Annotated in this window: 18 protein-coding genes; 10 read left to right on the forward strand and 8 right to left on the reverse strand. The window is 66.2% G+C overall.

Features of this window, described 5'->3' with window-relative positions; genetic code table 11:
• Positions 1-59 precede the first annotated feature (59 nt).
• Together RI03_RS05805 and RI03_RS05810 are read left to right on the forward strand one after the other, a co-directional pair.
• On the forward strand, positions 60-422 hold the full coding sequence (locus tag RI03_RS05805; RefSeq protein ID WP_010215850.1) for an L-rhamnose mutarotase: 363 nt from the start codon (positions 60-62) through the stop codon (positions 420-422).
• Positions 413-1,234, forward strand: coding sequence for an amidohydrolase family protein (locus RI03_RS05810; RefSeq protein ID WP_010215853.1), 822 nt, complete (start codon positions 413-415; stop codon positions 1,232-1,234). The genes RI03_RS05805 and RI03_RS05810 overlap by 10 nt, the downstream gene beginning before the upstream one ends.
• A 20-nt stretch (positions 1,235-1,254) precedes the next feature.
• Here the strand turns inward: RI03_RS05810 and RI03_RS05815 are convergent, their stop codons facing one another.
• Both RI03_RS05815 and RI03_RS05820 read right to left on the reverse strand, forming a co-directional pair.
• Positions 1,255-3,333 carry a beta-galactosidase gene (locus RI03_RS05815; RefSeq protein WP_010215854.1) on the reverse strand — a complete coding sequence of 693 codons (2,079 nt, stop codon included), beginning with the start codon at positions 3,331-3,333 and terminating at the stop codon, positions 1,255-1,257.
• A gap of 41 nt (positions 3,334-3,374) precedes the next feature.
• Entirely contained in the window at positions 3,375-4,907 is a 1,533-nt protein-coding gene (locus RI03_RS05820; RefSeq protein ID WP_010215856.1) for an alpha-L-fucosidase, read from the reverse strand.
• Positions 4,908-5,001: 94 nt separating this feature from the next.
• Here RI03_RS05820 and RI03_RS05825 point away from each other — a divergent pair, with 94 nt between their 5' ends.
• Together RI03_RS05825 and RI03_RS05830 are read left to right on the forward strand one after the other, a co-directional pair.
• Positions 5,002-6,573, forward strand: a complete 1,572-nt coding sequence (locus RI03_RS05825; RefSeq protein WP_443208546.1) for a GH39 family glycosyl hydrolase — start codon at positions 5,002-5,004, stop codon at positions 6,571-6,573.
• A gap of 44 nt (positions 6,574-6,617) precedes the next feature.
• Positions 6,618-8,282, forward strand: coding sequence for a DUF5597 domain-containing protein (locus tag RI03_RS05830; RefSeq protein WP_010215862.1), 1,665 nt, complete (start codon positions 6,618-6,620; stop codon positions 8,280-8,282).
• 204 nt (positions 8,283-8,486) lie between these two features.
• Here RI03_RS05830 and RI03_RS05835 read toward each other — a convergent pair whose 3' ends face one another.
• Positions 8,487-9,419 carry an IS5 family transposase gene (locus RI03_RS05835; RefSeq protein WP_026046485.1) on the reverse strand — a complete coding sequence of 311 codons (933 nt, stop codon included), beginning with the start codon at positions 9,417-9,419 and terminating at the stop codon, positions 8,487-8,489.
• A 50-nt stretch (positions 9,420-9,469) separates the two neighbouring features.
• Here RI03_RS05835 and RI03_RS05840 point away from each other — a divergent pair, with 50 nt between their 5' ends.
• Positions 9,470-9,892: a TonB-dependent receptor gene (locus RI03_RS05840; RefSeq protein WP_010215867.1), complete on the forward strand. Its 423-nt coding sequence runs from the start codon at positions 9,470-9,472 to the stop codon at positions 9,890-9,892.
• Between the two features lie 149 nt (positions 9,893-10,041).
• Positions 10,042-10,203 (forward strand): hypothetical protein, encoded by a 162-nt coding sequence (locus RI03_RS24005; RefSeq protein WP_157136908.1) that lies wholly within the window; start codon positions 10,042-10,044, stop codon positions 10,201-10,203.
• Positions 10,204-10,299: 96 nt separating this feature from the next.
• On the opposite strand, the gene RI03_RS05845 is transcribed toward RI03_RS24005, so the two are convergent.
• The 5 genes from RI03_RS05845 to RI03_RS05865 all read right to left on the reverse strand — a co-directional run bounded on the left by RI03_RS05845 (position 10,300) and on the right by RI03_RS05865 (position 15,621).
• The gene (locus RI03_RS05845) at positions 10,300-11,142 is read right to left on the reverse strand and encodes a fumarylacetoacetate hydrolase family protein (RefSeq protein WP_010215869.1); all 843 of its coding nucleotides are present in this window, start codon (positions 11,140-11,142) and stop codon (positions 10,300-10,302) included.
• A 62-nt stretch (positions 11,143-11,204) separates the two neighbouring features.
• Positions 11,205-12,155 (reverse strand): alpha/beta hydrolase, encoded by a 951-nt coding sequence (locus tag RI03_RS05850; protein WP_010215870.1) that lies wholly within the window; start codon positions 12,153-12,155, stop codon positions 11,205-11,207.
• 158 nt (positions 12,156-12,313) lie between these two features.
• The gene (locus tag RI03_RS05855; RefSeq protein ID WP_026046487.1) at positions 12,314-12,694 is read right to left on the reverse strand and encodes a hypothetical protein; all 381 of its coding nucleotides are present in this window, start codon (positions 12,692-12,694) and stop codon (positions 12,314-12,316) included.
• A 102-nt stretch (positions 12,695-12,796) separates the two neighbouring features.
• Positions 12,797-14,209 carry a succinylglutamate-semialdehyde dehydrogenase gene (astD, locus tag RI03_RS05860; protein ID WP_026046488.1) on the reverse strand — a complete coding sequence of 471 codons (1,413 nt, stop codon included), beginning with the start codon at positions 14,207-14,209 and terminating at the stop codon, positions 12,797-12,799.
• A 50-nt stretch (positions 14,210-14,259) separates the two neighbouring features.
• Entirely contained in the window at positions 14,260-15,621 is a 1,362-nt protein-coding gene (locus RI03_RS05865; RefSeq protein ID WP_010215875.1) for a protein adenylyltransferase SelO family protein, read from the reverse strand.
• A 37-nt stretch (positions 15,622-15,658) separates the two neighbouring features.
• Here RI03_RS05865 and RI03_RS05870 point away from each other — a divergent pair, with 37 nt between their 5' ends.
• From RI03_RS05870 to RI03_RS05885, 4 genes are all read left to right on the forward strand, one after another.
• Positions 15,659-16,534, forward strand: a complete 876-nt coding sequence (locus tag RI03_RS05870; protein WP_010215876.1) for an alpha/beta fold hydrolase — start codon at positions 15,659-15,661, stop codon at positions 16,532-16,534.
• Positions 16,535-16,658: 124 nt separating this feature from the next.
• Positions 16,659-17,786, forward strand: a complete 1,128-nt coding sequence (locus RI03_RS05875; protein WP_010215877.1) for a glycosidase — start codon at positions 16,659-16,661, stop codon at positions 17,784-17,786.
• A gap of 263 nt (positions 17,787-18,049) precedes the next feature.
• On the forward strand, positions 18,050-19,186 hold the full coding sequence (locus RI03_RS05880) for a glycosyltransferase family 4 protein (RefSeq protein WP_010215878.1): 1,137 nt from the start codon (positions 18,050-18,052) through the stop codon (positions 19,184-19,186).
• A gap of 67 nt (positions 19,187-19,253) precedes the next feature.
• Positions 19,254-20,657: an NAD(P)H-dependent flavin oxidoreductase gene (locus RI03_RS05885; protein ID WP_010215879.1), complete on the forward strand. Its 1,404-nt coding sequence runs from the start codon at positions 19,254-19,256 to the stop codon at positions 20,655-20,657.
• Positions 20,658-20,725 lie beyond the last annotated feature (68 nt).

Raw genomic sequence — 20,725 nt, forward strand, 5'->3', positions numbered from 1 at the left:
CGGTGGCAATTGGTGATCCCGGCGCGATCCGCCGGGGTTGCGCATGAAGAGGTGAGCCTATGACCCGGACGCGCCACGTCCTCCTCCTTGACCTGCAAGACGATCCCGCCGCGATTGCCGCGTACCGCCATTGGCATCGCCCGGGCGGCCCGCCCGCGGCGGTCTCGCGCGCGATCCGGGCAGAGGGGATCACCGCGCTGGAGATCTGGCACGTCGGCGACCGGCTGGTGATGCTGATGGAGACCACGCCCGAGTTCGACCTCGCCGCCAAGGCGGTGCGCGACAGCGCCGACCCGGACGTGCAGGCATGGGAAACGCTGATGGACCGCTTCCAGCGGCCGCTTCCCTTTGCACGCGACGGGCAGAAATGGGTCGAGGCAGAGCGGATCTACGCGCTGGCTGATCAACCATCATGCCCCTGATCGACGCGCATCAGCATTTCTGGTCGCTTGCCACGCCGGGACACATATGGCCGACCGCCGCGGAAGGCGCGATCCACCGCGATTTCGGTCCTGACGACCTGCGGAACGCCAGCGCCGGGGTGACGCTCGACGGGACGGTGCTCGTGCAATCGCAGCCGACCGACCGCGACACCGACTGGATGCTCGCGCTGGCGGCGCGCACGCCGCTGGTGCGCGCGGTGGTTGGCTGGGTCGACCTGTTGCAGCCGGATGCGCCCGTGCGCATCGCTGCGCTCGCGCGGCACCCCAAGCTGCGCGGGCTGCGCCCGATGCTGCAGGCGATCCCCGATCCCGACTGGCTGTTGCAGGACGCGCTGACGCCCGCGCTCGAGGCGATGCGGGTGGAGGGACTGCGCCTCGATGCGCTGGTCCAGCCGCGGCACCTCCCGATGCTCGCGCGGTTCGCCGCGCGCTGGCCCGACCTGCCGATCGTGATCGACCATGCCGCCAAGCCCGACGCCGCGCGGATGACGCTCGACCCGTGGCGCGGCGATATCGCGGCGCTCGGCGGGCTGGGCCTGTCCTGCAAGCTGTCGGGCCTGCGGACCGAGCAGGCGCCGGGCCAGCCAGCCGAAGCATTGATGCCCTATGTCGCGCATCTCGTCGAAACGTTCGGCGCGCGTCTGATGTGGGGGAGCGACTGGCCGGTCGTCCGCCTGTCGGGTGACGACTGGCGACGCTGGCACGACGACGCACGCCACCTTGCCGCCCGCGCGGGTGCCGATCTCGACCAGCTGTTCGGGGGTGCCGCAATCGCCTTCTACGGCCTGTAGGGCCGGCGCGCCCGCGCGCGCTACTGGACGACCTCGACGCCATAGGGCGCGAGCGGGAGTGTGCCTGCATACGCCTTGTTCGACAGCAATCCGCGCCTGGTGCCGCCGAACGAGACGCTGACCGGCGCCTGCGTCGTGTTGACGTACAGCGTCCGCCCCTCGACCACGCGCGCGACCACGCCGGCGGGCGTCTTCGGCCCGGGCTTGATGCCGAGCGACGGATAGAGCGACAGCACCAGCGGACCGAGCAGTTCGGATTGCGGCGCGGTCGCGACGTAGATCGCCTGGCCTTTGCCGTAATGGTTGATCGTGATCGCGGCGCTTTTCTGCGGAGTATTGGCGAAGGTCGCGAGCGGAGTCGCGGTGCTTGGTTCGAGGATCTCGTAATAGGGGTCGCTGCCAGTCAGCGTCGCGCCGTTGAAGGTCACCTTGAGCGGCTGCTCGGCGCGATAGAAGGCATTGGTGCGCACGCCGAACACGTCGCCGAGCCGACCGGGCAGGGGCGTCTCGAACCATTTGCCGGTCTCGTCGACCTTGGCCGAATAGCCGGTCATGATGACGGTGCCGCCGTCCGCGACATATTTGCGGACCGCCGCCGCGGTCGGCGCGTCCATCACATAGGCGCTCGGCAGGATCGCGAGCTTGTATTTCGCGAGCGCGTCGTGGCCGAAGTCGATCACCGCGGTATCAATATTGTCCTCGAACATCGGGCGATAGGCTGCCTGCCCGAACTTGCTGTAATCACCCTTGAAATATTCCTGCATCGTATTGGGGCCGGGGGGCGGGTTGGTCAGCCAGTAGCTTTGATACGAAAAGTTCACGGCGACCTGCGGCGGATCGTAGCGCGGGAAGCCCAGCGTCTTGAGCGTCTTGAACTCGCGCGCCATCTGCGCGAATTCGTCGACCTTCCACGATGCCCGGCCGTCATGATCGACCAGCCCGAACAGCGCCTGTTCCTCCCCGCCGCTGTGCGAATTGAAGGTCCAGGCAAGGAAGCTCTGCGTATAATAGAGCAACCCGAAATAGGCCCACATCCGCGACCGGCCCGGCGTGCCGTAATAGCCGCCGCCGCCTGCGGTAAATTCGTTGAACCACACGGGCGTGTCGTGCCCCGCCCGGTTCGACATCACGTCGAACGCCGCGCCGAGCGGGTCGCCCGGGTAAAACCCTTGCGCGCCATAGGTCGAGATCTTGTCCCAGCTGCGCAGATAATCGAAGCCTTTCGACCCCGCGTTCGGCCAGAAATTGGACGCGACCGGCAGGTTGGGGGCGTATTGCTTGCGCACTGCCTCCAGCTCCTGAAGTGCGCCGACCGTGTCGTCCGACCAGTACCGATGCAGGTCGAGATACCGCTCGTTCGGTCCCGGGCCGCGTTCATAGGGCAGGTCGACCTGGTCCCAGGTGTTGATCCGGCGTGACCAGCGCTGCGTCGCCCACGCCGTGTTGAGCGCCTCGATCGTCCCGTAGCGGCGCTTGAGCCACGCAACGAAGCGAGTCCGATCGGCGGGCGAATAGGACATGTGCCCGTTGCCGATCTCATTGTCATAGCCGAGCGCGATCACCGCCGGGTTGTGCGCGTACCGCTCCATCATCTTCTGCGCGAGGCGCGCGGCGAGGCGGCGATAGTCGGGGTCGCTGATATTGTCCCAATAGCGGCTCGCGGCGTTGATCCGCGCGCCGTCCTGGTTGACGATGTCGACCCCGGGGTATTTCTTGTGCAGCCAGATCGGCGCGGGTTGCCCGGGAATGTCGACGATCACGCGGATGCCCGCGGCGTGCATCTGGGCGATGACGTCGTCGAACCATTTGAAATCGAAGCGGCCTTCCTCGGGCTCGAACGAATCCCACGACAGGTCGCCCATCCGCACCATCGTCATGCCCGCTGCCTTCATGATCGCGATATCGGCGCGGATCTGCGCGGGGCTGCGGTCGATCGGCTGATAGCAGGTGCCGACGAACAGCTCGCCCTTGCCGGGCCAGCCGGGATGGCCCGCCGCGCTCTGCGCAAACGCGGTCGGCGTGATCGCGGTCGGGGTGACGCCGATCGCAAGCGCGAGCGCGAGCGTTACGCCGGCGAGGCGGGTGGGACGACGATACATGCTGGGTCCTTCGTAACGCTAATCGGGGAGGGGTGCGCCTGTCAGGCCTGATGGATGCGGAACACACTGGCATGGCGCGTCGGCAGGCGCGCGGGGACGTCGATCGACAGCGCCGTGGCGGTCTGGCGGAACCGTACCGGTCCGGCACCGAGCAGGTCGACCCCGACCACGCGACCGCGCGCCTGCGGGGTGCCGCTACGCAAGGCGGCGATCTCGGTCACCCCGCGCGGCTCGCCGAGCGTGATCGCGTACAGCGTCTTGCCCTTGGTCGTGAAGCGGATGTCGCGCGGCGAATAATCGGCCTTTTCTTTGAACATGCCCTCGACCGCCTCGGTCGGCCCCTCGCCATATTGCGTCCACGGACGCGTGCCGTGGATCGCCTCGCCATTGACCGCCATCCAGGCGGCGAGGTCGGTCAGCAGGCTGTCGGATTCGGGCGGCAGCGAACCGTCGCCGCGCAGCACGACGTTGAGCAGCATGTTGCCGTTCTTGCTGACGATGTCGGCAAGCATCGTCACGATCTGGTTCGACGTCTTGTACGTCTCGTTTTCGTTGTGGAACCAGTCGCCGTTCGACGTGTCGGTCTGCCAGGGAAGCGGGTTGATGCCCTTGAGCACGCCGCGCTCGACGTCCTGCACCATGCCTTCCTTGAAGAACTCGCCGGTGCCGGAATCCTTGCAATTGTAGACCGCCTCGAGCCGCCCGCTACGCGCGATGCTGCTGTTGTACAGGTGCGCGACGAGACTCCGACCGACTTCGCCGAACGGCAGCCCGCCGTCCGAGTAGAGCAGGTCGGGCTGATAGCCGTCGACCAGATCGCGGATCCGCTTCAGCCACAGCTGATGATAGGCCGGGTTGGTGGTGTACCAGCTCGCCTTGGTGTCGAGGTACGGTTCGGTCCGGTTGTCGTGATAGAGATCGGCATAGGCCGGATTGGCACCGTCATAGGGGATGCCGAGCTTCGGCCAGAACTGGTCGTAGCCATGGTTGGGATACCACCAGTTATGGCTCGCGCCGAGATGTTCGGATACGCCGAAGCGCAGGCCGTGGCGTTTGGCCGCGGTCCTCCACGTGCCGACCACGTCGCGCTTCGGGCCCATCGCAACCGCGTTCCAGCGGTTGTGCTTCGAATTCCACAGGTCGAAATTGTCGTGGTGGACGCCCATCGACACGAAGTATTTCGCGCCCGCCTTGGCATAGCGCGCCATCAGCGCCTCGGGGTCCCAGCGCTCCGCCGTCCACAGCGGGATGATGTCCTTATAGCCCCGCTCCGACGGGTGGCCGTAGGTCTTGAGATGATGCTCGTAATGCGGGTGGCCCGGGACATACATCCAGCGCGCGTACCAGTCGCCGCGCGCGGGCACGGCCTGCGGGCCCCAATGCGCCCAGATGCCGAACTTGGCGTCCTTGAACCATTCGGGCGGGTTGTAGGTGGACAGCGACTCATGTGTCGAATCGAACTGACCGCGGGGAAGCGCGCCCGCCGCAATCGCGGGCGCGGCGCGGACCAACGCCCCGACGCCGAGCGCGGCAAGCGGGCCGCTCAGGATCTCACGCTTGCTGAAGGTGGTCATCTTTCTCTCCCGCGGGCTGGTTTCACTGGTGCAATAGAATTCTCTTTCGTGCAAGTGACGCTACTCAGGCAGCAGACTTTCGGGAGTGGATACGATGCGTTGGATCGCTTTGGGGTCGCGCGGTGCAATCGCCGCAGCGACGATGATCGCGTATCCCGTGGTCGCATCGCCCGGGCGGGTGGTCATGGTCGATGTCGCGCAGGCGCAGGGACCGGTCGACCGCTTCTACGATCTGTCGGTCGGCTCCGACTATCCGGGCACGCTGATCCGCGCCGACAGCCAGGCGCAGCTCAAGACCGCGACCGACGAACTCGGCTTCCGCTATCTGCGCTTCCACGCGATCTTCCATGACGTGCTCAAGACCGTCCGCGTCGAGAACGGGCGCACCGTCTACGACTGGACCGGGATCGACCGGCTGTATGACGCCATGCTGCGGCGGCATATCAAGCCGTTCGTCGAGCTCGGTTTCACCCCGCAGGCGCTGAAGACCTCGGACCTCTCGATCTTCTACTGGAAGGGCAACACCTCGCATCCGCGGCTCGATGGCTGGGCAGCGCTGATCGATGCGTTCGCGCGCCACCTGCAGCAGCGCTATGGCGCGGCCGAGGTGCGGAGCTGGTATTTCGAGGTGTGGAACGAACCAAACCTCGAAGGATTCTGGGAGAAAGCGGACAAGCCGGCCTATTTCGAACTGTACGACGTGACCGCGCGCGCGCTGAAAACGGTCGATCCGGCGCTGCGCGTCGGCGGCCCTTCGACCGCCGGAGCGGCGTGGGTGCCGGAATTTTTCGATCATGTCGCCAGGAGCGGCGCACCGGTCGATTTCGTCACCACGCACACCTACGGCGTCGAAGGCGGTTTCCTCGACGAGCAGGGCAAGAGCGACACCAAGCTGTCCCCCGCGCCCGATGCGATCATCGCCGACGCGCGCAAGGTGCGCGCCGAGATCGCGGTGTCGAAATTCCCCAACCTGCCGCTCTATTTCACCGAATGGAGCACCAGCTACACCCCGCGCGACCCGGTGCATGACAGCTATGTCAGCGCGCCCTACATCCTCAGCAAGCTGAAGGCGGTGCAGGGCATCGTCCACGGCATGAGCTACTGGACCTATAGCGACCTGTTCGAGGAGCCGGGCCCACCGACCGCGCCGTTCCAGGGTGGCTTCGGGCTGATGAACCCGCAGGGCATCCGCAAGCCCGCCTGGTTCGCGTACAAATATCTGAACGCGCTCCGCGGCAAGGCCGTGCCGACCGTCGACGCCAACAGCTGGGCGGCAACCGAGGGGCGGCGGACCAGCCTGGTCGTGTGGGACTGGCACCAGCCCGACCAGAAGGTCAGCAACCGCCCGTTCTACACCAAGCTGGTGCCGAGCACGCGGCAGGCACCCGCCGCGGTGCGGTTCGCGGGCCTCGCGCCCGGTCGTTATCGGCTGCGGACCTATCGCACCGGCTATCGGCACAACGACGCCTATTCGGCCTATATCGACATGGGGCTACCGAACGCCCTGAGCGCCTCGCAACTCGCACGGCTCCAGGCGCTGACGCAGGACAAGCCCGAGCAGGACCGGGTCGTGCGGATCGACGCCACCGGACGCTACGCCGCGACGGTGCCGCTCGACACCAACGACGTCGTGCTGATGACGCTCGAGCCGGCCACCCGCGGTTGAGCGCGCCCATTCCGACTGCCTTAAAAGATACGTGGAGAACCCAGATGAGCAGCTTTCCCCTCGGCCGCACCGCGCGCTACCGTCGCGCCATGATGGCATCCGCGCTTTTGGCGGGTTTCCTTCTGGCCGGCGCTTCGGCGGCATCTGCGCAGGCGTCGCACGAGGTCCCGCGGATCGAGACGCGTAACGGCCGGCATGCGCTGATCGTCGACGGTGCGCCCTTCTTCATGCTCGGCGCGCAGGTCAACAATTCGAGCAACTATGCCGAGCCGCTGGCGACCGCATGGCCGGTGCTCGACCGGATCGGCGCCAACACGGTCGAGGTGCCGATCGCGTGGGAGCAGGTCGAACCCAAGGAGGGGACGTTCGATTTCAGCTTCCTGCAGACCCTGCTCGACCAGGCGCGCAGCCATGACAAGCGCGTCGTCCTGCTCTGGTTCGGCACATGGAAGAACACGTCGTTTTCGTACACCCCCGACTGGGTCAAGCTCGACAACCGCCGCTTTCCCCGCATGAAAACGAAGGACGGCACGGACCACGGCGTGCTGAGCGCGCATGGCGCGGCGACGCTCGCGGCGGACAAGCGCGCGTTCGTGCAAATGATGACCTATCTGCGCGATCACGACCCGCAGAATACCGTCATCATGGTGCAGGTCGAGAATGAGACCGGCAGCTACAAGAACCCGCGCGATTTCTCGCCCACCGGCAATGCTCTGTTCGCAAAGCCAATCCCGCCCGCGCTGGCACAGCGCGTGCACAAGACCGGCACCTGGAGTGCGGCGTTCGGCGCGCAGGCCGATCGGGCCTTCAACACCTGGTACGTCGGCAGCTATGTCAACGCGATTGCGGCGGCGGGCAAGGCGGTCAAACCGTTGCCGATGTACGTCAACGCCTCGCTCTCGGGGCCGTCCAACGTGCCCGACCCCTATGGAGTGGCGAGCGGCGGCCCGCAGCAGGACGTGCTCGACATCTGGAAGGCGGCAGCCCCCGCGATCGATTTCCAGGCACCCGATATCTACGACAAGACCAGCGCCAATGTGATCAAGTATCTCGACCGATATGCCCGCCCGGACAATGCGCTGATGGTCCCCGAAATGGGCAATACCCGCGATTTCGCGCGCTTCTTCTGGCCGACGATCGGGCGCGGCGCGATCGGCTTCTCGCCGTTCGGCATGGATGATACCGGCTACGCCAATTACCCGCTCGGTGCGCTCGACCTGTCGCCCGCCACGCTGGGCGCGTTCGCGCTGCCCTATGCGGCGGTCGGTTCGATGATGCGCGACTGGGCACGGATCGCGTTCGAAAAGCCGACGTGGGGCGCGGCCAAGCCCGACGACGGCGCGGTCCAGTCGACGCGCATGGGGGACTGGTCGATCACCGCCGCCTGGGGCGAGTGGCAGTTCGGGATGAAGGACTGGGCATGGCTCAAGAGCGATCAGGCACCATGGGGCAAGGAGCCCGTCGGCGGGGTCGCGGTCGCGCAATTGTCGGCGAACGAATTCCTCGTGATGGGCGACCATGTCCGCGTCTCCTTTGCGGGGGCGCCCGGCACCGGATCGAACGGGGTCATGGTGCGGGTCGAGGAGGGGCGGTTCGACAAGGGGTCCTGGGTAATGCGCCGGGTGTGGAACGGCGACCAGACCGATTATGGCCTGAATTTCGTCGGCCGCCCGCAAGTCCTCAAGGTCACGATGGGGCGCTATCGCTGAGCATGGAGCCTGGCCTCGGGGCCAGGTTCGGTCGAGTTCCGCAGGGCGACCGCACGCTTGCGTTGCGGGGAGGCGGACGAATGCCTAAATGCCGGGAAGGTTGCGGTTCTCCCGAGTAGGCGGTTTTGACTGATACGATTTCCCGTCCGGCGGGCTTTGTTGCATAACGCCTCGAGAGCATAACCGCCCTTTTACTTAAAGATATTATGCGATGCGGACAGTGATCGGCGTTCCCATTTTGGAGAAGCGATTGAGGATTGCAGCACGGACTTTGAGCTCGGTGATCTGACGATCGAAGGTACGAGCCACAACGCGTTGGCTCAGAAGCTTGAAGCAGTGCATTTTGGTCTCGACCAGACTGCGGCGATGATAGCCGCTCCACTTCTTCCAGATCGCGCGGCCAAGGCGCTTTGTAGCGCGTAGCGCTTCATTGCGAGCATCGACGCCGGGACCGTCTTTCGTCCATGGTTGGCCGTTGCGACGGACCGGGATGACCGCCTCTGCACCACGTTCGGCAATGGCAGCATGGCACGCCCTGGTATCGTAAGCGCCATCTCCGCCGACGCTGAGTATCTGCTCGTCCTGCGGGATCTGCGCCAGCAGATCGGGCAAGGTCGGCGCATCGCCGATGGCATTCGTCGTGACTTCGATGGCCCGGATATCCAGCGTTGCCGCGTCGATCCCAAGATGCACCTTGCGCCACTGGCGGCGATAGGAAGCGCCATGCTTGCGTGTCTTCCACTCACCTTCACCCGTCATCTTAATGCCCGTGCTGTCGACCAGAAGGCGCAGGCCGCCTGAGCTGGGCCGCCCGCCAAGCTCGACGACCAACGTCTTCTGCCGTCGGCATAGCGTCGTATAATCCGGCACCGGCCAGTCCAGCCCGGCAAGTTTGATCAGGCTCGCTACCAACCCTGTCACTTGCCGCAATGGCAGATTGAATAGCGATTTCAGCGTCAGGCAGAGCTCAATCGCGCTGTCCGAAAACCGCATCGGCCGACCAGGACGACCGCACGGCTTCGACAACCAGTGCATCTGCGGATCAAACCATATTTCCAGTGACCCGCGCCGCTTTAGCGCTGCATTATACTCCGGCCAGTTCGTCGTGCGATATTTCGGTGCGGCAGGTTTGGGCATCGCGCCCATCTATCTCGCTCGATTCCCTTGGGGAATCCCCAGCGTCAGTTTTGCAACAAAGCCCGCAGGAACTGTCGTCGGGCAACGGGACGCCGCGCCTGCGCGGCAACTGGCAGAACACGATCGCGCTCGACAAGGTCTCGCTGACCGCGACGGCCTATTACGTCAGCCGAATCAAGGAAGTCGCGGCGGACGAAGGCACGCTCGACACGTCGTGCGCGGCGGCGCTGTACAAGGCGGCGGATGGCTCGGACAAGTTCTGCTATGTCCACAGCTTCATCTACGTCGACCTGAACGCGACGGTGGCGGTGAACGACAAGTTCCAGGTGTTCCTGAACGTCGGCAACTTCCTCGACGCGCGCGCGCCGGTGGCACCGGCGGGCTACACCAGCTCGCCCAACTATCTGACCAGCTGGCACACGCCGGGCCTGATCGGGCGGAGCTTCCGCGCAGGGGCGAACTTCAAGTTCTGACCTGTCGCGTCACAACCTGAAAGCATACCGAAAGGGGCGGCCGTTTCCGACGGCCGCCCTTTTTGCGTCGGGAGGGACGGCGGCACTGGCTGAACGCATCCACCGATGGCGCGTTAGACCATGGACCACCCCAAGCGAGGAGACCTTCCATGACCGAGCAACCCAACAAGCCCGACGGTGCCATCGACGACAAGGGCGATGCGCGGAGCGTCGAGGACCGGCAGGCGGTCAAGAACCAGAGCGTCGTGACGCCCGACCAATATCCCGAACCCGCCGCAGGGGACACGAAAAAGCCCGACGCTGGCGCGTAACGGAAAGTTTGGCGGGATGATGCCGGCCGGCATCATCCCGTCCCGTTTTTGTCAAAGGCATCGGGGGCCGCTCACGCAGAGAGCGGCTTGCGGGGATCAGTCCGCCACGACGTCCTGCCGCTGTTCGCCGAGCTTCTCGACCCCGAGCGTCATCACGTCGCCGGGTTTCAGGTACACCGGCGGCTTCTGACCCATGCCGACGCCGGGCGGGGTGCCGGTGGAGATGATGTCGCCCGGGTAGAGCGTCATGAACTGGCTGAGGTAGCTTACCAGGAACGCGGGCTGATAGACCATCGTCGCGGTCGATCCGTCCTGATAGCGATGGCCGTTGACCTCGAGCCACAGCCGCAACTGCGTCGGATCGCCGACCTCGTCCGGGGTCACCAGCCACGGGCCGACCGGACCGAACGTGTCGCAGCCCTTGCCCTTGTCCCAGGTTCCGTGGCGTTCAAGCTGATACGCGCGTTCGGACACGTCGTTGATCACGCAATAGCCCGCGATATGTGCAGGCGCGTCGGCTTCGCTGACATATTTGGCGGCGGTGCCGATGACGATCCCGAGTTCGACCTCCCAGTCGGTCTTGACCGAACCGCGCGGGATCCGGACGGTGTCGTTCGGGCCGATGATTGCGCTGGTATGCTTGGTGAACAGGATCGGTTCGGGCGGGACGGTGGCGCCGGTCTCGGCCGCATGGTCCGAATAATTGAGGCCGATGCACAGGAACTTGCCGACCTGCCCGACGCAGGCGCCGAGGCGCGGCGTGCCCTCGACCGGGGGGAGCGCCTCGGGATCGAGCGCAGCCAGCTCGGCGAGGATCGCGGGTGCGAGCGTCGCGCCGACCACGTCGGGAATCTCGCCCGACAGGTCGCGCAGCGTGCCATTGGCGTCGAGCAGCCCGGGGCGTTCTTCGCCGGGGGCGCCATAGCGGACGAGTTTCATGGGGAGGCTCCTGTCAGAAATCGGAAATGCGTGGCGTTCCGCCGCCGGGGCGGCGGCTTTGACTAGGCGGGGAAGATACCCTTGCTGGTGCCGAACGCCATGAACAGCCCGGGCCAGGCAGAGGCGGGGCGCGTCGCCGTAAGCCGCACGCCGAAGCCATGCCCGCCCGCCTCGAATACATGGAGTTCGGCGGGCCGCGCCTGCGCCTTCAACGCGGAGAACATCGCGATGCTGTTGGCGACGGGGACCAGATCGTCGTCCGCGGCTTGCGCGAGGAAGATCGGCGGGGTGTCGGCGGTTACGCGCGTTTCGACCGAGGCGGCGTGGCGCAGCGCGGGTGCCGCGTCCGGGCCGAGCAAAGCATCGCGCGAGCCGCCATGGGTGAAGGGGGCTTCCAGGCTGACCACCGGGTAGATCAGCCCCGCGTAATCGGGCCGTGCCGACTGTGTGTCGGCGGAATCGACCGGGGCGTAGGTCGCCTCGGCATGGCGCGTCGCGAGCGATCCCGCGAGGTGCCCGCCTGCCGAGAAGCCGAGCACCGCGATCCGCGCGCGATCGATGCCGTAGCGCGCCGCGCCCGCGCGGATCAGCCGCATCGCCCGCTGCGCATCCTGCAACGGGACCAGCGCGCGCTGGTCCCATCCCTCGCCGGGAAGACGATATTGCAGGATGAACGCGGTGACACCGCGCGCGTTGAGCCACGCCGCCTGTTCGAGCCCTTCATTGTCATAGGACAGGAAGCCATATCCGCCCCCCGGCATCAGCAGGACCGCCGCGCCGTTCGGCTTGGCGGCACGCTTTACGGTGAGGCTGGGGCGGGCAACCCCGCGGACCCAGCGGTCGGGATGCTGCGGGTCACGGCTGCGTTCCTCGATGCTCGGCTTGATCACGGTGTGGCGATCACCGGGGATTGCGCCGGGCCACAGCGGAACGACCTCGTCGGCCTTGCCGGACTGCGCCAGCACGCGGGCGGGCGGGAGCAGCGACAGCGCCGCACCGCCGGCCAGCAGCATGCGTCGCGTAGGATCGAAAATCGGCATGTCAGGTCCTTCGCTACCAAACGGCCATCATGCCGATTTCGGGGCGGGTTTCAAAGAAAAGCCCACCGTCTCGGGGGAGACGGTGGGCTTTTGAGCAGACCGGCGCGCCGATGGCTCCGATCCGGCTACGATCAGGCCTTCTTGCGCGCGCGCTTCGGGGCGGCTGCTGCTGCGGTGTCCTCTTCCTCGTCCGGCGAATCCTCGCCAGCTTCGGTCAGCGCCTCGCCGAGCGCCTTCAGCTTTTCCTGCGAACCATCGGCCTTGTCGGCGATCTTGGTCGTCGCGGCACCGAGGCGGTGGAGCAGCGCGTGAACACGGTCCGCGTCGGGCTCGTCGCGCTCGAGCTGCTTGCGCAGTGCCGCGAGATCCCGGAGGATTCCCTTCGAGCCGGAGACGTCGCTATCCGCCAGCGCGGTTTCCCAATCCTCGACCATATCCGCGCCCTTTGTGGGCTTGGTCGCATCCAGTCCGCGGTTGATCGCGTTCATCGTTCCGGCGAATTTAAGGGCCATGTTGCATCTCCGACGTACCGTTGTGGTGTCGATCGGTGAAACGCCGGGTTGCCGAAATAATGTCCGTTTGGGGCTGCGGCTATTGCACTGATACGGATCAACTCAACCGTCGCGCAACCCCACGCCGATGCTCGCGCGCGCCTGTTCGGCCTCGTTCGAGACGACCGGATAGGCGCAGTAATCCGCCGCGTAATACGCGCTCGGGCGGTGGTTGCCCGACCAGCCGATCCCGCCGAACGGTGCGCCCGAGGAGGCCCCGTTGGTCGGCTTGTTCCAGTTGACGATCCCGGCACGCGCGTTCGCCCAGAACTGGTCGTAGAGCTTGGGGTTCTGGCTGAGCAGCGACGCGGACAAGCCATAGCGCGTGTTGTTCGCCTCGACGATCGCATCCTCGAAGCTCGCCTTGCGGATCACCTGGAGGATCGGGCCGAACAGCTCGATGTCGGGGCGGTCGTTGAGGTCGGTCGTGTCGATCAGCGCGGGGCGGAGGAACGGACGGTCGGGAACCGGGCGTTCGAGATGACGGATCGCGCGTCCGCCGCGCATCATCAGTTCGAGAAAGCTTTCGCTGAGCAGATCGGCGGCCTGGTTGTCGATCACCGGGCCCATGAACGGCGCGGGGGTGGCATGCGGTTCGTCGACGATGATCCGGCTGACAAGCTTGCTCACCTCGTCCATCAGCGGATCGTACAGCTTCTCGTCGACGATCAGCCGGCGCGCGGCGGTGCAGCGCTGCCCGGCGCTGGTAAAGGCGGACTGGACGATGATGACCGCCGCCGCGTGCAGATCGGGCGAGTCCCACACGATGATCGGGTTGTTGCCACCCATCTCGAGCGCGAGGATCTTCTCGGGCCGCGTCGCGAACTGGCGGTTGAGCGCGATCCCCGTCGGCGCGGAGCCGGTGAACAGCAGCCCGTCGATCCCGTCATGCGCGGCGAGCGCCTTGCCTTCGGTCGCGCCGCCGACCAGCAGGCGGATGCACCCTTCGGGGACGCCGCCCGCGCGGAAGCAGTCGACGAGGAACGCGCCGGTCGCGGGGGTCTTTTCGGACGGCTTGAACACGACCGCATTGCCTGCGAGCAGCGCGGGGACGATGTGGCCGTTGGGCAGATGCGCGGGGAAATTATACGGCCCCAGCACCGCGAGCACGCCGTGCGGCTTGTGCCGGAGCGCCATCCGCCCGGTCATCTGCGTATCGAGCCGGCGCTGCGGGGTGCGATCGGCATAGGCCGTGACCGAGATGTCGACCTTGGCGATCACCGATTCGACCTCGGTGCGCGCTTCCCACAAAGGCTTGCCGGTCTCGCGCGCGATCAAGTCGGCAAAGGCGTCGGCGCGCGCGCGGACGACATTGGCGACGCGACGCAGCGTCTCGATCCGGTTGGTGAGCGGTTGCGCCGCCCAGGCCGGCCAGCCCGCGCGCGCGGCGGCGACTTCGGCATCGGCATCGCCGACCGCACCCTCCCAGAGGAGGGCGCCGGTGGCGGGTTCGTAGGAAAGCAGGTTACTCGACATCGTGCGGTCTTGCCCCAGATTGGTGCGGGAATCCACTCACCGAACAGCGCTCAGTCAGCGAGCGCCGCGCCCATTTCCCGGATCGCGGCGATCTTGGCGTGGAACGGGTGCCAGTCGTCGCGCTCGTCGATCGCGGACCAGAGCGTCTCAACCTCGTCGATCAGCATCGAACAGGGTTCGCCCGCCCAATAGGGATGGTCGCGCGTCTTGCGCGGCGCGTAGCCGACGAGTGCGGCGCGGGCGTCGGCGAAGGCGTCGTCCTCGGGCAGGGTGCCGCCGAACGCATCGGAGTAGAAACGGTCGATCCCAGCACCGCTTTCCACCAGCCCCTGTTCGATCGCCTGCACCAGAGCGCGATCCCGCACAGGCTCCTGCGGGACGACGCCGAGCCGCCACAGGATCGCGCCCGAGACTGCACGCTGGTAGCGCTCAGGGAAGGTCTCGAGGATGTCGATCAGCGGCTGCGCCTCGCTGATCGTACGGAGCGCGACCGCGAGTTGCATTGCGTTCCAGTGGATCGCCTCGGGCTGGCGCCCGAAGGCGTAGAGCCCGGCGTGATCGAAATAGGCGGCGGTGAAGGTGGGGTCCCACGTCGGCGCCCAGCGCCATGGGCCGTAGTCGAAGCTTTCGCCCGTCACGTTGATGTTATCGGTGTTGAGGACGCCGTGGACGAACCCCGCCGCCATGTAGCTCGCCGCCAGCGTCGCGGTGCGGCCGACGACAAGATCGAGCAGCCGCGCGGGGGCATCGTCGCCGGGTTCCTCGTTGTAAAGCGTGTGCAGGACATAGCCGACGAGCTTGGTCATGTTCTCGGCCTCGCGATTGTAGGCGAGCCGCTGGAACGTGCCGATGCGGATATGGCTGTGGCTCAGCCGGACCAGCACCGCCGCGCGGGTCGGCGAGGGTTCGTCGTTCCGCTCGAGTTGCTCGCCGGTCTCGACCAGCGAGAAACTGCGCGAGGTCTTGACGCCCAGCGCCTCGAGCATCTCGGTGGCGAGCACTTCGCGCATGCCGCCTTTCAGCGTCAGCCGTCCGTCGCCGAACCGGCTCCACGGCGTCGTTCCAGAACCCTTGGTGGCGAGGTCCATCACCCGATCCTCGCCGTCGCGGAGCTGCGCGAACAGGAAGCCGCGTCCGTCGCCGATTTCGGGATTATAGTTGCGGAACTGGTGCCCGTGGTAACGCAGCGCGAGGGGGTGCGGGAGGCTGCCGGGCAGCGGCACGAACCGCCCGAAATGCTCGATCCATTCGGCCCCGCCGAGCGTTTCCAGCCCAACTGCCGCAGCGGCGCGATCGTTGCGGAAGCGCAGGTGCGTTTCGGGGAAATGCGCCGCGGAGACAGCATCATAGAAAGCGTCGCCGAGATCGAGGATCGCGGTTTCGGGGCGATAGGGTTGCGGGGTCGTGTCCATGCGTGGATATGGAGGGCGCCAACCGCAGGACGCAACCATGCCACCCTATGAAAACCGATATTGGTGGTCCAACGATGGATTGCGGCTGCATTATCGGGACTATCCAGGCCCGTCCGAGCGCCCCCCGATCCTGTGCCTGCCGGGGCTGACGCGCAATGCGCGCGATTACGACGATCTCGCGCGACGGCTGTCGCCGGAATGGCGCGTGATCACGGTCGACCTGCGTGGCCGCGGCGACAGCGGTTACGCGAAGGACCCGATGACCTATGTCCCGCTCACGTATGTGCAGGATATCGAGGCGTTGCTCGGTGAGTTGGGCGTGTCGCGCTACATCGCGTTCGGGACGTCGCTCGGTGGGATCGTCGCGATGCTGCTCGCGGGGACCGCGCGCGAGACGCTGATGGGGGTGCTGCTCAACGATGTCGGCCCCGAGATCATGCCCGAGGGGCTGTCGCGGATCCGCAGCTATGTCGGCAAGTCGAACAGCTGGCCGACCTGGCTCCACGCCGCGCGTGCGGTGGCGGAGGCGAATGGCGACGTCTATCCGCATTTCCAGCTCGAGGACTGGCTGGCGATGGCGAAGCGGCTGTACCGGCTGACAAGTGCGGGGCGGATCGTGCTCGATTACGACATGAAGATCGCCGAGCCGTTCCGCGTCCCCGGCAACGAGGCGGGGCCCGACATGTGGCGCGCGCTCGACGGGTTGAAGACCGTGCCCGCGCTGGTCGTGCGCGGCGCGACGTCGGACGTGTTGGCGGCGAGCGTGGCCGAACGGATGGCGTCGGTGCTGGACGCGGGCGAACTCGTGACGGTTGCCGACACCGGCCACGCCCCGACGCTCGACGAACCGGAGGTGTTCGCCGCGATCGAGCGGCTGCTCGCGCGGATTTCGGCGGAACCGGCATCAGGCTGAGATCGATGCGGAAAGTCTGCCGCGGCGTGGAAGACATTGCGGTCGGGGTGCAGTACATCCTGCCGCAGCCGCGCCGAACGGTGATTTAGCAGCAGACCGTCACGCCGCGGAACCAGGAGTCCGAATGACCTTCCCCCATGATGCGCTGATCTTCACCCCCGCCGATGTCGACCTGAGCAAGTCCCCGCTCGCGGGGCAGATCGACGCCGAAACCTATGTGCTCGGGGCGTTCAACCCGGGGATGACGCGGTTGCCGAACGGCAATCTGCTGCTGATGGTGCGGATCGCCGAGGCGCTGCGGACGCCAATCAAGGACCAGCAGATCCACGCTATCCGCTGGCACGACGGCGGCTTCTGCCTCGACGCGTGGCCGATCGAGTTCGTCGACACCGCCGACCCGCGCAAGTTCATGATGCGCGGCGGCGGGTGGAAGGTGATGGCGCTCACCTCGCTGTCATGGCTGCTCCCGGTCGAGCTCAACGCCGACGGGACTGCGGTGGTGGCGGTGCATTACGAACAGGCGATCGCGCCGCGTGCGTCCTACCAATGCTACGGCGTCGAGGATGCGCGGATCAGCAAGGTCGGCGAGCGCTATCTGATGACGACCTGTTCGGTCAGCCCGGAGCGGCATTCGACTACGCTCTACAGCTCGGACAATGCGCTCGACTGGACGCTCGAGGGGATCGTGCTCGATCACCAGAACAAGGACATGCTGATCTTCGAAGGGCTGGTCGACGGCAAGTTCTGGGCACAGACGCGACCGCTCGGCGACCTGTATTTCGCCTACCCGCCGGGGAGCGAATGGCGGGCGGGGCCGTCGATCAATCTGTCGACCTCGCCCGATGCGCTGCACTGGAAACCGTTCGAGCGCCCCGGCATTCGCCCGCACGCCGCGACGATGGCGACCGCGCGGATGGGGGGCGGCACCCCGCCGATGCTGGTCGACGGGCCGGATGGCGGTGGCTGGCTGAGCCTGTGGCACGGGGTCGAGCCGATGGGGGTGGTCGGGATCTATCGCACCTATTGGTCGCTACTCGACCGCAACGACCCGAGCCGCGTGCTGCGCACGAGCCATGATCCGCTGATCGAGGCGAATCCGGCGCTGACCGATCCGCTGCGCGAGTCGATGTATATCGACAATGTCGTGTTCACGACCGGGATCGCGGACGCGGGCGACCATTATGTGGTGGCAAGCGGCGAGGCGGATCTGGCGTGCCGGATCTCGCATGTGCCCAAGACGCTGTTCGACTGATCCTCGTCGTCAACGCGGCGGGGGCGAGACCTTTGAAAATCCTCTCTTTAGCGTCACCCTGAACTTGTTTCAGGGTCCACCGCGGACCAAGTCCAGTCCGTGCCGGCTGCACGGTGGATGCTGAAACGAGTTCAGCATGACGACACTTGAGGCAAGTGCGGGCGCGTATCACCGCAACCGAGCCTTTCGCCGGGGCAACGGTGGCGTGGCGGCGTGAGGATGGGGCTGGTTTTGCGCGACGGAGTCAGTAAGCACTCCAGCAAATGCGCCCGGTCAACATCCTGCACCTCCACTCGACCTTCTCGCTCGGCGGGAAAGAGGCGCGCGCGGTCCGTCTGATGAACGCGTTCGGCGCGAACGCGCGGCATACGATCGTGTCGAGCATGGACGGGCACTATGGCGCGCAGGCCGCGATCGCGCCCGGCATCGATTACGAGATCGCACAGAATCCGCCGCCGCTGACGGGCGGGCCCTCGGTTCAGCGCTACGAGGCGATCGCGGCGTACATGCGCCGGTTCGATCTCGTGCTGACCTATAACTGGGGCGCGATCGACGGGGTGATGGCGAAGCGCGTCTCGGCGAAGGGGATGCCCCCGGTCATTCACCACGAGGACGGTTTCAACGCCGACGAGGCGGACGGGCTGAAGCCGCAGCGCAACCTCTACCGCCGCTTCGCGCTGACCAAGGCCGCGGCGCTGGTGGTGCCGTCCGAGACGCTCGAGCAGATCGCGCTCAAGACGTGGAAGCAGCCGCGCGACCGAGTCCACCGCATCGCCAACGGGATCGACACCGCGCTCTATGCCCGGAAGCCCGATCCCAAGGCGATCCCGGGGTTCAAGCGTAAGCCCGGCGAAGTCGTGATCGGCACGCTGGCGGGTTTGCGCGCGGTGAAGGACCTGCCGATGCTGGTCCGTGCGGTCGGCGGTCTGTCGGGCCGCGTCCGGCTCGTGATCGTCGGGGAGGGGCCGGAGAAGCAGGTGATCCTCGATACCGCCGAGCGGATGGGGATGGAGAGCCAGCTGGTGCTCCCCGGCTTCCTGCCCGAGCCGCATCGCTACATCGGGCTGTTCGACATTTTCGCGCTGTCGTCGAAGAGCGAGCAATTCCCGATCTCGGTGATCGAGGCGATGGCGGCGGCGCTGCCGATCGTCGCAACCCCGGTCGGCGACATCCTGAAAATGGTAACGACCGACAACCACAGCTTTATCGAACGCCGCGACCACGAAGTGGCTTTGCGCGATTCGCTGCAGACCCTATGTGACGCGACGCCCGAGCAGCGTGGCTGGCTGGGGGAGAAGAACCGCGCGAAGGCGGTCGCCGACTATGACGAGGGAACCATGATCGCGCGCTACGCCGCGCTTTATTCCAGCGTGCTGGGGCAGCCAGACCGACTAGGATAATTCACGATTTGCCGCATGGGGCGTCCAACGCGTATATCGAACGTATGTTAATCCGGGAGCCGTTCACTTGTTCAAAGGTTTGAAGCCCATCGTTTATGGAGGCCGCGAGGTCTGGCCGCTCGTCGAGGGCGGCAAGGGCGTCGCCGCGACCAATCATGCGAGCGCGGGTGCCTGGGCGGCGGCCGGCGGGATCGGGACCGTCTCGGCGGTCAACGCCGACAGCTACGACCCCGACGGCAAGATTATCCCGCAGCTGTACAAGGCGCTGACCCGGCGCGAGCGGCACGAGGAACTGATCGACTATGCGATCGAGGGGGCGGTCCAGCAGGTCCGCCGCGCGCATGACCTGTCGGGCGGGCAGGGCGCGATCAACATCAACGTCTTGTGGGAAATGGGCGGCGCGCAGCGGATCCTGAACGGCGTGCTCGAGCGGACGCGCGGGCTCGTTGCGGGTGTCACCTGCGGCGCGGGGATGCCGTACAAATTGAGCGAGATCGCCTCGTCCTATGAGGTCAGCTATCTCCCGATCGTCAGTTCGGGCCGTGCGTTTCGCGCGCTGTGGAAGCGTGCCTACGCCAAGGCTGCCGAATATCTGTCGGCGGTGGTGTATGAGGATCCGTGGCTCGCTGGCGGCCATAACGGCCTGTCGAACGCGGAAGACCCGTTACAGCCGCAAGACCCTTACCCCCGCGTGAAAGCGCTGCGCGACACGATGCGGGAGGGCGGGATTTCGGACGAGGTGCCGATCGTGATGGCGGGCGGTGTCTGGTATCTGCGCGACTGGTCCGACTGGATCGACAATCCCGAGCTCGGCAATATTGCGTTCCAGTTCGGCACGCGGCCGTTGCTGACGCAGGAAAGCCCGATCCCGGACGACTGGAAGGCGCGGCTGACCAACATCCAGGAAGGCGAGGTGCTGTTGCATCGCTTCTCGCCAACGGGCTTCTATTCGAGCGCGGTGCTCAACCCGTTCCTGCGGCACCTGCAGGCGCGCTCGGAACGGCAGATCGCCTTTTCGACGCAGAGCGCGGGCGATCACACGTTCCAGCTCGACGTGGGCGTCAAGGGCAAGAACTTCTGGGTCACGCGCAACGACCTGCTCCGCGCGCGCGAGTGGTTCGGTGCTGGTTTCACCGATGCGCTCAAGACCCCGGACAACACGCTCGTCTTCGTGACGCCCGAGGACAAGGGCGTGATCCGCAAGGATCAGGCGGATTGCATGGGCTGCCTCAGCCAGTGCGCCTTCTCCTCGTGGTCGGATACCGAGACCAACTCGACCGGGCGTCTGGCCGATCCGCGCAGCTTCTGCATCCAGAAGACGCTGCAGGACATCGCGCATGGCGGGGATGTTGAGCAGAATTTGATGTTTGCCGGGCACGGCGCATATCAGTTCAAGCGCGATCCGTTCTACTCCAACGGCTTCGTGCCGACGGTCAAGCAACTGGTCGATCGCATCCTGACCGGCGACTGATCGCCCCCGGCAACATTTCGTCACCGCCGGATTGGCGAAATCTTCACCCCCTGCGGCTTAGGCGCAGG

The organism is Sphingomonas sp. PAMC 26621, assembly GCF_000251145.1.
GTDB lineage: Bacteria > Pseudomonadota > Alphaproteobacteria > Sphingomonadales > Sphingomonadaceae > Sphingomonas.

What these genes read in the sequence shown, in the direction of transcription:
- RI03_RS05820 (WP_010215856.1), bottom strand. Translation starts at nt 4,907, where the DNA reads ATGACCACCTTCAGCAAGCGTGAGATCCTGAGCGGCCCGCTTGCCGCG.
- RI03_RS24005 (WP_157136908.1), top strand. Translation starts at nt 10,042, where the DNA reads ATGACCGAGCAACCCAACAAGCCCGACGGTGCCATCGACGACAAGGGC.
- RI03_RS05865 (WP_010215875.1), bottom strand. Translation starts at nt 15,621, where the DNA reads ATGGACACGACCCCGCAACCCTATCGCCCCGAAACCGCGATCCTCGAT.
- RI03_RS05850 (WP_010215870.1), bottom strand. Translation starts at nt 12,155, where the DNA reads ATGCTGCTGGCCGGCGGTGCGGCGCTGTCGCTGCTCCCGCCCGCCCGC.
- RI03_RS05875 (WP_010215877.1), top strand. Translation starts at nt 16,659, where the DNA reads ATGACCTTCCCCCATGATGCGCTGATCTTCACCCCCGCCGATGTCGAC.
- RI03_RS05835 (WP_026046485.1), bottom strand. Translation starts at nt 9,419, where the DNA reads ATGCCCAAACCTGCCGCACCGAAATATCGCACGACGAACTGGCCGGAG.
- astD (WP_026046488.1), bottom strand. Translation starts at nt 14,209, where the DNA reads ATGTCGAGTAACCTGCTTTCCTACGAACCCGCCACCGGCGCCCTCCTC.
- RI03_RS05870 (WP_010215876.1), top strand. Translation starts at nt 15,659, where the DNA reads ATGCCACCCTATGAAAACCGATATTGGTGGTCCAACGATGGATTGCGG.
- RI03_RS05815 (WP_010215854.1), bottom strand. Translation starts at nt 3,333, where the DNA reads ATGTATCGTCGTCCCACCCGCCTCGCCGGCGTAACGCTCGCGCTCGCG.
- RI03_RS05855 (WP_026046487.1), bottom strand. Translation starts at nt 12,694, where the DNA reads ATGGCCCTTAAATTCGCCGGAACGATGAACGCGATCAACCGCGGACTG.
- RI03_RS05810 (WP_010215853.1), top strand. Translation starts at nt 413, where the DNA reads ATGCCCCTGATCGACGCGCATCAGCATTTCTGGTCGCTTGCCACGCCG.
- RI03_RS05825 (WP_443208546.1), top strand. Translation starts at nt 5,002, where the DNA reads ATGCGTTGGATCGCTTTGGGGTCGCGCGGTGCAATCGCCGCAGCGACG.
- RI03_RS05845 (WP_010215869.1), bottom strand. Translation starts at nt 11,142, where the DNA reads ATGAAACTCGTCCGCTATGGCGCCCCCGGCGAAGAACGCCCCGGGCTG.
- RI03_RS05830 (WP_010215862.1), top strand. Translation starts at nt 6,618, where the DNA reads ATGAGCAGCTTTCCCCTCGGCCGCACCGCGCGCTACCGTCGCGCCATG.
- RI03_RS05880 (WP_010215878.1), top strand. Translation starts at nt 18,050, where the DNA reads ATGCGCCCGGTCAACATCCTGCACCTCCACTCGACCTTCTCGCTCGGC.
- RI03_RS05805 (WP_010215850.1), top strand. Translation starts at nt 60, where the DNA reads ATGACCCGGACGCGCCACGTCCTCCTCCTTGACCTGCAAGACGATCCC.